This is a genomic window from Mediterraneibacter sp. HA8405, from assembly GCF_056148955.1.
Map to the genome: position 1 here is coordinate 1,528,240 of NZ_CM148758.1, position 13,563 is coordinate 1,541,802.

Annotated in this window: 12 protein-coding genes; all 12 read left to right on the forward strand. The window is 47.4% G+C overall.

Features of this window, described 5'->3' with window-relative positions; all coding sequences use genetic code 11:
• Positions 1-21: 21 nt before the first annotated feature.
• Positions 22-1,005: a ketopantoate reductase family protein gene (locus AC0QUU_RS07215; protein WP_474545453.1), complete on the forward strand. Its 984-nt coding sequence runs from the start codon at positions 22-24 to the stop codon at positions 1,003-1,005.
• Positions 998-1,477 (forward strand): Cys-tRNA(Pro) deacylase, encoded by a 480-nt coding sequence (gene ybaK, locus AC0QUU_RS07220; protein WP_474545454.1) that lies wholly within the window; start codon positions 998-1,000, stop codon positions 1,475-1,477. The genes AC0QUU_RS07215 and ybaK overlap by 8 nt, the downstream gene beginning before the upstream one ends.
• Before the next feature lie 97 nt (positions 1,478-1,574).
• Positions 1,575-2,504: an ABC transporter permease gene (locus AC0QUU_RS07225; RefSeq protein ID WP_474545455.1), complete on the forward strand. Its 930-nt coding sequence runs from the start codon at positions 1,575-1,577 to the stop codon at positions 2,502-2,504.
• A gap of 111 nt (positions 2,505-2,615) precedes the next feature.
• On the forward strand, positions 2,616-3,611 hold the full coding sequence (locus tag AC0QUU_RS07230; RefSeq protein WP_474545456.1) for an ABC transporter permease: 996 nt from the start codon (positions 2,616-2,618) through the stop codon (positions 3,609-3,611).
• The gene (locus AC0QUU_RS07235) at positions 3,608-5,341 is read left to right on the forward strand and encodes an ABC transporter ATP-binding protein (RefSeq protein WP_474545457.1); all 1,734 of its coding nucleotides are present in this window, start codon (positions 3,608-3,610) and stop codon (positions 5,339-5,341) included. The genes AC0QUU_RS07230 and AC0QUU_RS07235 overlap by 4 nt, the downstream gene beginning before the upstream one ends.
• A 33-nt stretch (positions 5,342-5,374) precedes the next feature.
• The gene (locus AC0QUU_RS07240; RefSeq protein WP_474545458.1) at positions 5,375-7,027 is read left to right on the forward strand and encodes a peptide ABC transporter substrate-binding protein; all 1,653 of its coding nucleotides are present in this window, start codon (positions 5,375-5,377) and stop codon (positions 7,025-7,027) included.
• Positions 7,028-7,060: 33 nt separating this feature from the next.
• Entirely contained in the window at positions 7,061-8,008 is a 948-nt protein-coding gene (locus AC0QUU_RS07245; RefSeq protein ID WP_474545459.1) for a bifunctional adenosylcobinamide kinase/adenosylcobinamide-phosphate guanylyltransferase, read from the forward strand.
• A gap of 121 nt (positions 8,009-8,129) precedes the next feature.
• Positions 8,130-8,861, forward strand: coding sequence for a TRM11 family SAM-dependent methyltransferase (locus tag AC0QUU_RS07250; RefSeq protein ID WP_474545460.1), 732 nt, complete (start codon positions 8,130-8,132; stop codon positions 8,859-8,861).
• 167 nt (positions 8,862-9,028) lie between these two features.
• Positions 9,029-9,238 carry a helix-turn-helix domain-containing protein gene (locus AC0QUU_RS07255; RefSeq protein WP_474545461.1) on the forward strand — a complete coding sequence of 70 codons (210 nt, stop codon included), beginning with the start codon at positions 9,029-9,031 and terminating at the stop codon, positions 9,236-9,238.
• The gene (locus tag AC0QUU_RS07260) at positions 9,238-11,148 is read left to right on the forward strand and encodes a Dam family site-specific DNA-(adenine-N6)-methyltransferase (RefSeq protein ID WP_474545462.1); all 1,911 of its coding nucleotides are present in this window, start codon (positions 9,238-9,240) and stop codon (positions 11,146-11,148) included. The genes AC0QUU_RS07255 and AC0QUU_RS07260 overlap by 1 nt, the downstream gene beginning before the upstream one ends.
• A 15-nt stretch (positions 11,149-11,163) precedes the next feature.
• A complete protein-coding gene (locus AC0QUU_RS07265) occupies positions 11,164-12,873 on the forward strand; it encodes an AlwI family type II restriction endonuclease (protein WP_474545463.1) in 1,710 nt (569 codons plus the stop codon).
• 47 nt (positions 12,874-12,920) lie between these two features.
• Positions 12,921-13,562, forward strand: a complete 642-nt coding sequence (locus AC0QUU_RS07270) for a precorrin-8X methylmutase (protein ID WP_474545464.1) — start codon at positions 12,921-12,923, stop codon at positions 13,560-13,562.
• Position 13,563 lies beyond the last annotated feature (1 nt).

Consider the following 13,563-nt stretch of genomic DNA (forward strand, 5'->3'; position numbering starts at 1 on the left):
GCAGAAGGAAGGTGACGACAGTTGGAAAAGAGAGAAAATCAGGCATATAAAACAGATCTGACAGAGAAGAAGATCGCTGTTGTAGGCGCCGGTGGCGTAGGCGGTTTTCTGGCCGGGATGCTGGGCCGGGTGTGTCCCCATCTTACTCTGGCGGCAAGAGGAGCCAGAAAAGAGGCGATTCTTGGGAACGGCCTGGTGCTTCACAGCGAATACAAAGGGGAAATCACGGTGCATCCCGAGACGGTGACAGAGATTTCCGGCATGACAGAGCAGGATTACATTTTTGTCTGTGTAAAAAATTATTCCCTGGAGGATGTGTGCCGGGAGATGGATCATGCGGTAACAGAGGATACGGTAATTATTCCTGTAATGAACGGGGTGGATCCCGGTGACAGAATCCGTTCTCTGATCAGCAGAGGCACAGTGGTGGACTCTCTGATCTATATTGTCTCTTTTGCAAATGAGGATTATTCTGTTACCCAGCAGGGAGATTTCGCGAATCTGCGGATCGGGATCACGGACGCAGACGCATTAGAAAAGGCGAAGATCGGGGAAGTCTCGGCGATTCTGAGAGCGGCGGATATTGACCATCAGGTGTCGGACGAGATTGAAGTGGAAATCTGGCGCAAGTATATTCTGAACTGTGCCTACAATGTGGCGACGGCATATTACGACAATACCATCGGAGAACTGAGAAGGGATCCCCGGAAGGCAGCGGAATATGAGGCTCTTGTAAACGAAGCATGGCAGGTAGCGCTTGCAAAAGGAGTGGCGGTAACTCAGGAACATGTTGACGCCATTATCCACAGATTTTATAAGGAACTGGCCGGAAATGCCACCAGTTCCCTGCAGAGGGATATCCGGGCAGGCAGGACGGCGGAGACAGAGACCTTCAGCGGATATATTGTTCACGAAGGAAAGAAACTGGGGCTGGATCTTCCGGTTTCCTCCAAAATGTATGAGGGTCTGAAAAAAGCAGGAAAGGACAGGACGGAGAATGAGTAAAAACAAGGATAAAACCAATGTAATGCGCATACTGGATCAGAAGAAGATTACCTATATCAGCCACAATTATGAGAGTACCGGAGCCATCAGCGGCGTGGAGGTGGCCCAGGCGCTGAATCAGGATCCGGACATGGTGTTTAAGACGCTGGTTACCGTGGGCAAGTCAAAAGCAAACTATGTGTTTGTCGTTCCGGTGAAAAAGGAACTGGATCTGAAAAAAGCGGCCCGCGCTGTAGGAGAGAAAAGTATTGAGATGATCAAGTCCAAAGAACTGCTCCCGCTGACCGGGTATATTCACGGAGGATGTTCCCCAATCGGAATGAAAAAGCAGTTTGTGACAACCATAGACCAGTCCGCCGCAGACTGTGAGCGGATCATATTCAGCGGAGGAAAAATCGGATACCAGGTGGAGATGAGTCTTTCTGATCTGGAAAAAGTGATTCCCTTTCAGTTGGCGGATATTGCAGAATAGGCAAAGAATAAAGAAGCGGCTTCCGGCTGTCTGATTTTCTGTATGAGACAGCGCCGGTTTATATCCATATTCGAATGAGAAAGGCAGGTGAGGAGAAATGCTCCGCTATACAGGAAAACGAATCGTGACAGGGATTCTCTCCCTTTTTGTACTGGCTACGGCGACCTTCTTTCTCATTCATTTTATGCCGGGCAGTCCGTTCCAGAGCGGAGCGGTTTCCCAGCAGGTGGTAGACGCCCTTGAGAAGGAGTACGGGCTGAGTGAACCGCTGATTTCCCAGTATTTCTCCTACATGGGCAATCTGCTGCAGGGAGATCTGGGCATTTCCTACACGGAGCCGGGAACCGGCGTGGCGGAAATTATCGGGCGGACCTGGCCGCTGACCGCGTCGGTGGGAATCGCGGCGCTTCTGACGGCGGTAATCACGGGAACCGGGCTGGGAATCCTCCGGGCGGTTACAAAGCGCAGAGCGGTGAAAAGCGTGATTTCCGCAGGAGAAATGCTTGCGGCAGGCATTCCCGGATTTGCCGCAGCCTTTCTTCTCCTGTATGTATTCAGCATGAAACTGAAGGTGCTTCCGGTATCCGGTCTTCTGACACCGGCCCACTATGTGCTTCCTACCGTGGCTCTGGCTCTGTATCCCGCCGCAGTGATCTGCCGGCTGACCGGAAATTCTCTGGAGACGGAACTCCGGAAAGAATATGTGGTCTTTGCCCGGATGAAGGGGCTGAGCCGGAGCCGTACCGTGTTTACCCACGCTTTGAAAAATGCGTACCTTCCGGTTCTGCGTTATCTGGGACCGGCTATGGCTTATCTGCTTACCGGAAGTTTTGCGGTGGAGAGTATCTTTAATATTCCGGGGCTGGGACGGGAATTTGTAAATTCCATCACAAACAGGGACTACACCCTGATCCTGGGACTGACTGTGTTTATGGGAGCTGTGGTGATCCTGGCAAATCTGCTGACAGATCTTCTGTGCGCGTGGCTGGATCCCCGGACGCGGAGAGCTGTTTCCGGTGAAACCTGACAGAGCAGTGACGGAGACCGGAGGAACCCGGGAAACAGCAGAAAAGATTTTCAGAAGAAAATGCGGAGAGAAAGCTCCGGGCTGAAAGAGCGGACAGAAGGAGGCGGCAGTTTGGGAAACTTCATTTTTCACTTCAGAGGCAGAGAAACTGCCTCACAGAATCAGGAAAAAAAAGAACATAGAAAAGCCGGAGCACACGGCGGTTCCCGGCTCTCGCGGAAAGACCGGAGAAAGCTCCTTGTGTATGGAATCATTCTGGGCGTATGGGTGCTGCTGGCGGTGCTGGTGCCTCTTTTCTGGCCCTTTTCCTATTCAGAACAGAACGGGGACATCCGGAATCAGGCCTTTTCCCTGACCCACTGGTTCGGGACGGACCGGTTCGGGCGGGATCTATTTGCCCGGGTGTGGTACGGTGCGGGAATCAGCCTGCTTGTGGGCATATCCAGCGCGCTGATCAACGGAATACTGGGAATTCTTGTTGGCGCGTTTTCCGGATGGCTGGGAGGAGCAGCGGATATGGTGCTGATGCGGATCGGTGATATCATCTCTTCCATCCCTTCCATGATCTATGTCATCCTGATTATGCTGGCTGCAGGCTCGGGTCCGGGAAGTATTATTCTGGGACTGTGCGTGGCTGGCTGGGTCGATATGGCGCGGATTGTGCGGGGAGAGATCCTGCGACTGAAGGAGACGGATTATGCCTGTGCGGCGAAAATGGAAGGCCTGTCCTCCATGCGTATTCTGTTCCGCCATCTGCTGCCCAATGCGGCAGGGCCCATTCGGGTCAATCTGATTTTCCTTATCCCCCAGGCGATTTTTACAGAGTCTTTTCTCAGTTTTCTGGGAGTGGGAATCGCGGCTCCGGCGGCCAGTCTGGGAACCATTATCCAGGAGGCCAGAAGCCAGATGGTACTCTATCCCTGGCAGATGGCCTGTCCCCTTGTGGTGCTCTGTGTCATGCTTCTGTGTCTGAATGCGGTCGGCTCCGTGCTGGAAAATCAGACCGGAAGCGCCGGGGGAAACCGGACGCTGTACCATTGGGATAATATTATTGCTGATAAAAGCCGGCCTGCCGGGATGATGACGGAAGGAAGAGAAAGCAAATGAACGTGCTGAATGTACAGAATCTGAACGCACAATATCATACGGAAAAAGGAAGTTTTGACGCCGTCAGCGGTCTTTCTCTTTCGATGGAAGAGGGGGAGATCACCGGGCTGGTGGGCCGGTCCGGCTGCGGGAAAAGTACGGCAGTGCGGGCGATTATGGGAATTTCTGCGGAAAATGCGGAAGTGGAATATGAAAATCTGTCCCTGGACGGGGAGATTCCCGTTCCGGGGCACAATATTGCCATGATTTTTCAGGATTCCCAGAACTGCCTCAATCCTTCTGTGAAAATCGGAAAACAGATCGCCGAGACAGTGAGAAACCGGAGAAAATGCACCAGGAAAGAGGCGGTCAAAAGGGCTCTGGAACTTCTGGATCTGGTGGGAATCCGTAATCCGGCGCTTCGGATGAAGCAGTATCCTTTTGAGCTGTCCGGCGGCATGCAGCAGCGAGTGGTAATCGCCATTGCCCTTGCCTGTGATCCCCGGCTGATTATTGCAGACGAGCCCACCACCGCCCTGGACGGGGCAGTGCAGGCGCAGATTCTGGGGCTGCTGCGGAAAGTGGTCCGGGAGACGAAAACAGCGCTTCTTCTGGTCAGTCATGATCTGGGCGTGATCGCCTCTCTGTGCAGCCGCGTATATGTGATGGAGAAAGGACAGGTTGTGGAGTCCGGCACGGCGGAGGAGATTTTCTACTCCCCGGAGCAGGAATATACAAAACAGCTGATCAAAAACGCCGGGAAAATGCATTTCCGGACAGAGAAAGAAAAGGCGGCGAAGGAAATTCTGCTTCGGACGGAGCACCTGACGAAAGAATATCATACGAAAGAAGGCATCCGGGATCTTTCTTTTGAACTGTACAAAGGCGAAACATTTGCCCTGGTGGGAGAGAGCGGCAGCGGAAAGACTACCCTCGCCCGGATCTTAAGCGGAATTTTAAAACCCGACAGCGGAATGATAGATGACAGAAGCAAAACAAGAGCGCAGATGGTATTTCAGGATCCCTATGGGGCTCTGAACCCCTGTCTGACGGTGGGGCAGGCTCTGGAGGAAGCCATCCGGAAAACCGTGCCGGATCCCCGGCTGCGCAGACAGAAAGCAGAGGATACCCTGCGGCTTTCCGGTCTCAGGGAAACGGTCCGGAACCGGTATCCCCGGGAATTATCCGGCGGAGAGCGGCAGAGGGCCGGCATTGCCCGGGCTCTGGTCTGTGATCCGGAGCTTCTGATCTGTGACGAGGCTTTTTCCTCCCTGGACGCCTCCACCCGGGACGGACTGCTGGAACTGTTTGGAACTCTGCAGAGAGAGCAGGCCCTGACCTGTCTGTTTATCTCCCATGATATGAAAGCAGTCGCCAGGATCAGCGGCAGAATGGGCGTCCTCTTCCGGGGAGAACTGGTGGAGACAGGAAGAACCAGATCGGTCTGCACCGATCCCTGGCATCCCTATACGAAGCAGCTTCTCCTGTCCATGCCGGCCCCGGATCCTCTGCGGGCAGGACGGAGAAAAGGAATCTCTTTCCGGGAGAAAAGTACGGAGCTGCCGGGCAGAGACAGCGGAGCGCAGAGGGGCTGTCCTTTTGCAGAAAACTGTCCCTACGCCATGGACTGCTGCAGGGAGGAAACACCGGACAGCTATGTATTCGGAGAGCGGACGGTAAAATGCTTCCTCTACTCGGAAAAACACAGCGGCAGAAGAGCAGAAGGCTATAAAATGACATCTCAGATATAGACGGATGTGCGAGTCTGAAAAAGGAGAAACGACATGAGTAAAAGAAGGAGAACACGGAAGAATACAAAAAGGACCCTGCCCCGGTTGTGGGCGGTTCTTCTGACTGCGGCGCTGACGGCGGGGCTGCTGACCGGCTGTTTACAGGACAGCGGCGAAAGCGCGGACGGAGAGAAGGAGATTACCATCGCCATCAGCAGTGACACGGGAACCCTGGACCCGGCAGGCTCCATTGCCCTGAGCTGGCTTTCCTATGCCCCGGCCGCAATGGATGAACTGCTCACTTTTGATGAGAACGGTGAAGTAGAGTACCGGGCTGCCGAGTCCTATGAGGTAAGTGAGGACAACCGGGTATGGACCTTCCATCTGCGGGAAGACGCCCTCTGGTCCGACGGAACGCCGGTTACCTCCGGAGATTTCCGCAATACCATAGAACGGGCCCTGGACCCGGCTTCCGGCAGCGGATACGCGGTATACCTTTTCCCCATTGAAAATGCGGAAGGGATATACAATGGAGAGGCGGACATGGACAGTCTGGGGGTGGAGACGCCGGATGATTATACGCTCATCTTCCGGCTGGATGAGGCCTGTGTGTATTTCCTGGATCTGCTGCGTCTTCCTGTATATATGCCCTCCTGCCGGACGTACGCGGACTCTGCGGACAGCGGCTGGGACAAAAATCCTGAGACCAGCCTTTCCAACGGGCCCTTTTTCCTGAAGGAGTATGTACCGGATCAGTATTTTGTTCTGGAGAAAAACGAAAATTACTGGAATGCCGACGCGGTAAATCTGGACCGGATCACCTTCCGGTTTTACGCCGATACCCAGACTATGGCCAGCGCCTACGAAGCCGGGGAGGTGGATGTGGCCACATCCCTTTCTTCCACAGTGATGGAACTGTATGAGGGAAAAGAGGATCTTTATCTGACGGAACAGATCGCTACCCGGTATATTTATTTCAATCTGAATGTAGAACCCCTCGGCGACGTGCGGGTGCGGGAGGCCATCAATCTGGCGGTAAACCGGGAAGAACTCTGCAGGATTGTGGGAGAGGATACGGAACCGACGTACAATCTGGTGGCCAAATATATGAAAGATAAGAACACAGGGGAATATTTTACGGACGGCGCAGAGCAGCCTTTTGAGGAAAATGTAAGCCGGGCCCGGGAGCTTCTGGCCCAGGCTGGCTATCCCGACGGCGAGGGCTTTCCGGTGCTGACATACCGTTATCCCTCTCTGGAAATGGACTCAGATACGGCCCAGGTTCTGAAAGAACAGTTAAAAGAGAACCTGAATATTGACATAGAACTGGAGGCCCAGGAACTGCAGATGAACTACAGCAGTCGCCATGCAGGAGACTTTGACCTGTGCAGAATGAACTGGACGGCAGACTTTGCCGATCCTTATACCTACCTGTCCATGCTTCTGTCAAACAGTACGTACAACTGCAGCGGCATCCGGGACGCAGAGTACGACAGCCTGGTGGCCCGGTCTGATTCCGAGACAGATCCTGCGAAGCGCTCGGAGCTGCTGCACCAGGCGGAACAGTATGCGGTGGGAGAGCAGTTTTACATCCTTCCCCTTTATGCCATGAAGGGCGTAAATCTGGTGAATCCGGATATTACCGGTATTACCCGGAACCCGGCCACCGGAGGTCTGGAATACCGGTATGCGGATGTAAGCAAATAAACAAATGGATAAGGACAAAGGAGGAAGGAAAACATGCTGGAACTGGTTACAGGAGGAAGCGGCAGCGGAAAGTCTGCCTACGCGGAGGAACACATCTGCCGGATCCACCGGATACTGAGCAGAAAAGCCGGCACGAAACTTCCTCTTTTCTATATTGCCGCCATGATCCCCCGGGGAGAAGAGACGCTCAGAAAAATAGAACGTCACAGGAAGATGAGGGAGACAAGGGGATTTCAGACGCTGGAATGGTATACGGATATTGCAGGAAAAATCCGGGAGAATCTCCTGCCTGAGAACGCCTGCGTTCTGCTGGAGTGTCTGTCCAATCTGACAGCCAATGAGATGTATGAGCCGGAAGGGGCAGGCGAAAATACGGCACATGCGGTGACGGAGGGAGTCCGGATGCTTAAGGACAGCTGCGCCGCTGTAGTGGTGGTGACCAATGAGGTGTTTTCGGAAGTTCCTTCGGAGAACGGAGGGGAAACAGACGAGATGACAGAGTATAAAAGGATCCTGGGAGAGATCAACCGGACTCTGGCAGAGACAGCGGACCAGGTGACGGAGGTGGTCTATGGCATTCCCTGCGGCGTCAGAGGAGGACAGGAACTGAAGCTGGTAACAGGCGGGGCATTTCAGGGAAAATACGCCTGGGCGTCGGCAGAGTATCCCGGACTCTCCTGGACGGACGGAGGGATCTGTTCCCTGGATGAGATCCATACATTTCAGGGAATGAACCGTTTTCATCTGTTTATCCGGCGCTGGCTGGAAGCGGGACGGGAAAAAGAAGAACTGACGGATCTGATTCTGGAACGGCAGGGAGAAATTGTTCTTGTGTGGGATGAGATCGGCTGCGGTCTTGTCCCCATAGACGCTTCTGACCGGGAGTACAGAGAGGCTGTGGGACGGATTTGTACAGAGCTGGCGGCGGAGGCGGCCCGGGCAGACCGGGTGGTCTGCGGGATTGCCCGGAGGGTGAAATGAAGATATATAGATATTAATTACCATGAAGAAGATATGTTGGAATAGGGGTAATATTTTATATAGATTTAATAGACGGCGATTTGCTTGTAGGTTATAATGGTAAAATCATATAAAGAAGGGAATGATTTTTATAAGAGAAAAACCTGAAAATTTCAAATTAGAGGAAACGACGATATGGTCCTTCCCGGATAGAGGGAAATGGGCCACACATTCAGGTAAATATAGGGGGAATTGGACTCCTTATGTTCCAAGAAATTTAATTTTAAGGTATACGAAAGAAAATGATTGGATATTAGATCAGTTCCTGGGAAGTGGAACAACACTGATTGAGGCAAAACTTCTGGGCAGAAATGCTATTGGTATAGATATTAATCCCGAATCCATTAAATTATCTAATTCAAATCTGAATTTTTCAAATAATTTAAAATCCCAGATTTTTATACAACAGGGAAACGCAAGAGATTTATCATTTCTTAAAGACAATAGTATAGATATGATTTGTACACATCCACCATATGCCAATATAATCGAATATAGTTCCGATATTGTTGAGGATGTATCACATCTACATTATGAAGAATTTCTTTTTGCAATGAAAGATGTGGCACAAGAGGCATATAGGATTTTAAAAAATAAGTCGATTTGTGCATTTATGATTGGAGATATACGAGAAAAAGGTTCTGTTCGGCCATTAGGAATGGATACTATGAATGTTTTTATTGGAACAGGTTTTCAATTAAAAGAGATTATTATCAAACAGCAGCATAATTGTAGATCTACAGAATACTGGAAAGAAAAGAAGAAAGATTTTTTGATGTTGTCTCATGAATATATCTTCGTATTATATAAATAAATATGTGATTTAGAACTTTTGCGGTGGAAAAATATCCGTGCTCGGTTTATCTTCTGGAATTCAGCAAATGATGAATTTTAAGTTGCTTTTGCTGAATTCTTAAGGTATACTTAATAAAGTTGATAAAAGAACTGATGTTCACTGGTATGGAATGTAAGAGGTGCAAAATGTCAATTAGTTATAAGAAATTATGGAAGTTATTAATAGACAGGGATATGAAAAAGAAAGATTTATGTGTTGCTGCTGGTATTAGTCATGCATCTGTGGCTAAGTTAGGAAAGAATGAAAATGTTACTACAGATGTGTTGGTAAAAATTTGTACAGCTTTAAAATGTGATATAAGTGATATTATGGAGATAACGGAGATTGAGTCGTGATGAAAGGAAACAGCGCAGCGGAATTAATAATTGAAAAGAAAAAATGCCTGCAGGCGAAACCCATATTAAAGTGGGCAGGTGGAAAGACACAGATGTTAGGAGAATTATTGCCGAAAGTACCGGTTTCGTACGGTAGATATATTGAGCCATTTATCGGCGGCGGAGCAATGTTCTTTGCATTAAATCCTGAGGATGCAGTTATTGCAGATAGTAATCCGGAATTGATCAATATGTATAAGCAAGTTGCAGATAACGTCGATGCAGTAATTTCTTATTTGCAGAAATATGAGAATACACAGGAGATGTTTTACCGTGTGCGTGCTTTGGAATGGCAGGAATTGCCGAAGGCTGAAGCCGCAGCCAGGATGATTTATCTTAACAAGACATGCTTTAACGGACTATATCGTGTGAATAAAAAAGGACAGTTCAATGTTCCATTTGGAAAATATAAGGCTCCAAAGTTTTGTGATGTAGAGGCCTTGTATGCGGCATCAAATGTATTACGGAAAGCAAATATAATTTGTGGCGATTATCTGTCAGTATTGAAAGAGTATGCCAGGCCGGGGGATTTTATATTTTTAGATCCGCCTTATCTGCCTGTTTCGGAATATTCTGATTTTAAGAGATATACAAAAGAACAGTTTTATGAAGAAGACCATGTGGAATTAGCTAAAGAAGTCTTACGTCTGCATGAAATGGGATGTTATGTAATTTTAACAAATTCTAATCATCCGCTTGTGCATGAATTATATAAGCCTTTTAGCATTGAAGTGATTCAGACAAAACGATATATATCCTGCAGTGGCAGTAATCGAAAAGGAGAAGATGTAATTGTTACAGCACTTCCCAAAGGCAAGGCGATGTTTAAGTTTGTTCCAGAAATATTACCTGAACAGGTATATAAATATCCATCTACAAGATTTATGGGTTCTAAAAGCAAATTGCTTTCTGAAATTTGGGCCGTTGCATCACAATTTCAGTTTGATACAGTAGTAGACTTATTTGCCGGATCGGGCATTGTGGGATATATGTTTAAAGCTCAGGGGAAAACGGTAGTAAGTAATGATTATATGGCTATGTCTGCGACATTTGCAAAAGCAATGATTGAAAATAATGGAATTACTTTATCTATGGATGAAGCAGAAAAGCTTTTGATACCGCGGAAAGAATCGGATCACTTTGTGGCTGATACATTTCAGGGCTTATATTATACAGATGAGGAAAATGATCTGATTGATATTTTAAGAATGAATATAGCATCAATCAAAGATCCATATAGGCATGCTATCGCCATGACAGCCTTGATTCGTGCATGTACTAAAAAACGTCCCAGAGGGATCTTTACCTATACCGGAAACCGGTATAATGACGGTAGAAAAGATTTAAAGAAATCATTGGAACAGCATTTTTTAGAAGCAGTACAGGCTGTAAATTACGCGGTATTTGACAATGGTAAGCCCAATAAAGCTAGGCACGGAGATGCAATGGAATTAAAAGTCGAGACTCCTGATCTCGTATATATAGATCCTCCATATTATTCACCGCTATCTGATAATGAATATGTCAGACGTTATCATTTTGTAGAAGGCCTTGCCCGTGATTGGAAAGGTGTAGAAATTCAGCAGAATACCTTGACAAAAAAATTCAAGTCTTATCCAACACCTTTTTCAACACGAAAGGGAGCATCAGATGCTTTTGACCTACTGTTTAAAAAGTTTAAAGACAGTATTTTAATTGTATCATATTCTTCAAACAGTTTGCCTGCACAGGATGAAATGGTAGCTATTTTGGCAAAATATAAAAAACATGTTGAAGTGATTCCCATAAATTATACTTATTCATTTGGCAACCAAAGTAGGGCGAAAAGTAATCGGAATAAAGTGCAGGAATACTTATTTATTGGATTCTGATAAGAGAGGGGCATTATGAACGAAAAAATTAATATCTGGTTGGTCGGAAATACCGGTTTAAGAAATCCCAATCGAATTCAGGAAGGATTTTCAGTTTTTGCAAAATCTTCGTTTATTGGAAATCTTCATGGTAAAGAAAATGAAATTGGTTTTATGAATCTGCTTAATGAAAAAGGCATAATTCAGAATGAAAGTGGAAAAGACGAATCCGGAAGTCATGCCCGAAAATGGAGGCTAATGTTTGCCAAAAATGGTTTTATTTATCCTCAGGTAAGAAAGGCAGAGGGAAAGCAGGAAGCACTAGGACGGATTGATGACATTACTCCGTTTGGAAAAATATTTTTAAAAGCAGATACTTATTCTGCTGTTCAGGAATGCTATTTACGTGCGATGAGTGTGGAGCAGTTTCCGATGCCGGGTGGGAAAGGCTATTTTTCTCCGTTAAGATGGATATTGGCAATTATGTTGGAGTTAGAAAGAAGAACAGGCTCTTCTGAACTCAGTCGAATTGAATTTGCTCTATGGGGACATACAACAAATCCAAGTTATAATTTAAATGAAGTTGTTGACAATATTCTTGATTTAAGAGGCAGGAGGGCACTTGCACCAGCAAAACGATCGTTTGATAAAAAAGAGATTGCCAAAAGAGGCGAAAATTATGACAGGAAAAGCGATAACTTCTTGGATTATAGCGATATGAATATGAGATATCTTCGTATTTCAGGCGTACTTCAGCGTAAAGGAAGAGGCCTTATAATTGTTCCTTCAAAACATATTCTTGCAGAGAAGCTTTCTAAAGTTACTGCAAGTACAGAGCCAATTATAAATGAGTACCAAAAACTCTGTAATGGAGCTCCTTTACCTACAGACGATATTCTTATCGCGAAAATTTTATTGGACGATCTGATGGTGCATATGAGGGAACGTCATATAGTATTCGATATTTCAGATCTCCCATTAACTAATGCTGTCGAAATTAATATAGCCAGACAACGATTGGAGAACATACTGGCTCAGACGAATGAAATTGCTTATGCAGAAGAACAGTGTAAACAATGGCAGGAAATATCCGATTACATGTCACTTCTTATCAAGGGCGGCGGGAAGCATGTTTATGATGAGGATAATGCCATCGAAGTGCCAAAAGATGAAACACCGGCATATCTTGAATGGGTATTGTGGAGAGCAGCACTTGCGATTGATCATATGGTTAATAAACCTTATGAAGTTCGGGGTTTTCGCCTGGATTCGGATTTTCTGCCTGTATCGGCAGCAGGAGGAGGAAAAGGTGATTTATATTGTGAGTATAAGGATTTCACTATTTTGACAGAAGTTACAATGTCAACATCATCTCGACAGGAAGCAATGGAAGGGGAACCGGTTCGGCGTCATGTTTCGGATGCTGTTTTGAAATATGACAAGCCTGTATATGGGATGTTTATTGCGATAAAAATTGATACCAATACTGCAGAAACTTTTCGCCATGGTATCTGGTATACAAAGGATGATGAGAAACAGAGATTGGATATTGTGCCACTTACATTGGAACAGTTCCGGAGATATTTTGTAGCGTTGTTCAAAGCGGAAAAAGCTACGCCGGAAAGATTACAATCATTACTTCTGAAATGTGAAGCCAACAGAGACATGGTAGATGCACCAATGTGGAAGAAATATATTGATGTGGTGATTAAAGAGCATGTGGATGAACTTCAAAGTAGAAAGTGATTTTTTGAATAAAGATAATAAAGATTTAGAACGTGGGAAATAGCACTATGCATGAAAAACTGGAGCAGGTACGGCCTGCGGATATTGAAAAGCGAAGTTTTGAGATCATAACGGAAGAACTGAGGCAGAAGGGTAAAGTTCTGATGCCCGGCACGGAACCCATTGTCAAACGGTGCATTCATACCAGCGCGGATTTTGACTATGCGGACAACCTGGTATTTTCGCGGGGAGCCGTGGAGAAGGCGCTGGAAGCGCTCCGGCAGGGCGCCCCGGTAGTGACGGACACCCAGATGGGAAAAGCAGGAATCAATAAAAAGAAACTGGCTCAGTATGGGAGTCAGGCATACTGCTTTATGTCAGACGAGGACGTGGCCGGGATGGCAGCAGAGAGGGGGACCACCCGGGCCTGTGCAAGTATGGACAAGGTGGCAGAGATGGGGCTGAATGGTATTTTTGCAATTGGAAATGCCCCCACAGCTCTGGTCAGACTCTGCGAACTGATCGAGGCAGGAAAGCTGCAACCAAAGCTGATTATCGCGGTGCCGGTAGGCTTTGTGAATGTTGTACAGGCGAAGGAAATGATACTGGATCTGAAGGACGTCCCCTGCATTGTGGCAAGGGGGAGAAAAGGCGGCAGCAATATTGCGGCATGCATCTGCAATGCGCTGCTGTATATGATGGAGGAGTGAG

What these genes read in the sequence shown, in the direction of transcription:
- AC0QUU_RS07260 (WP_474545462.1), top strand. Translation starts at nt 9,238, where the DNA reads ATGAAAGGAAACAGCGCAGCGGAATTAATAATTGAAAAGAAAAAATGC.
- ybaK (WP_474545454.1), top strand. Translation starts at nt 998, where the DNA reads ATGAGTAAAAACAAGGATAAAACCAATGTAATGCGCATACTGGATCAG.
- AC0QUU_RS07255 (WP_474545461.1), top strand. Translation starts at nt 9,029, where the DNA reads ATGTCAATTAGTTATAAGAAATTATGGAAGTTATTAATAGACAGGGAT.
- AC0QUU_RS07240 (WP_474545458.1), top strand. Translation starts at nt 5,375, where the DNA reads ATGAGTAAAAGAAGGAGAACACGGAAGAATACAAAAAGGACCCTGCCC.
- AC0QUU_RS07250 (WP_474545460.1), top strand. Translation starts at nt 8,130, where the DNA reads ATGATTTTTATAAGAGAAAAACCTGAAAATTTCAAATTAGAGGAAACG.
- AC0QUU_RS07225 (WP_474545455.1), top strand. Translation starts at nt 1,575, where the DNA reads ATGCTCCGCTATACAGGAAAACGAATCGTGACAGGGATTCTCTCCCTT.
- AC0QUU_RS07245 (WP_474545459.1), top strand. Translation starts at nt 7,061, where the DNA reads ATGCTGGAACTGGTTACAGGAGGAAGCGGCAGCGGAAAGTCTGCCTAC.
- AC0QUU_RS07270 (WP_474545464.1), top strand. Translation starts at nt 12,921, where the DNA reads ATGCATGAAAAACTGGAGCAGGTACGGCCTGCGGATATTGAAAAGCGA.
- AC0QUU_RS07235 (WP_474545457.1), top strand. Translation starts at nt 3,608, where the DNA reads ATGAACGTGCTGAATGTACAGAATCTGAACGCACAATATCATACGGAA.
- AC0QUU_RS07265 (WP_474545463.1), top strand. Translation starts at nt 11,164, where the DNA reads ATGAACGAAAAAATTAATATCTGGTTGGTCGGAAATACCGGTTTAAGA.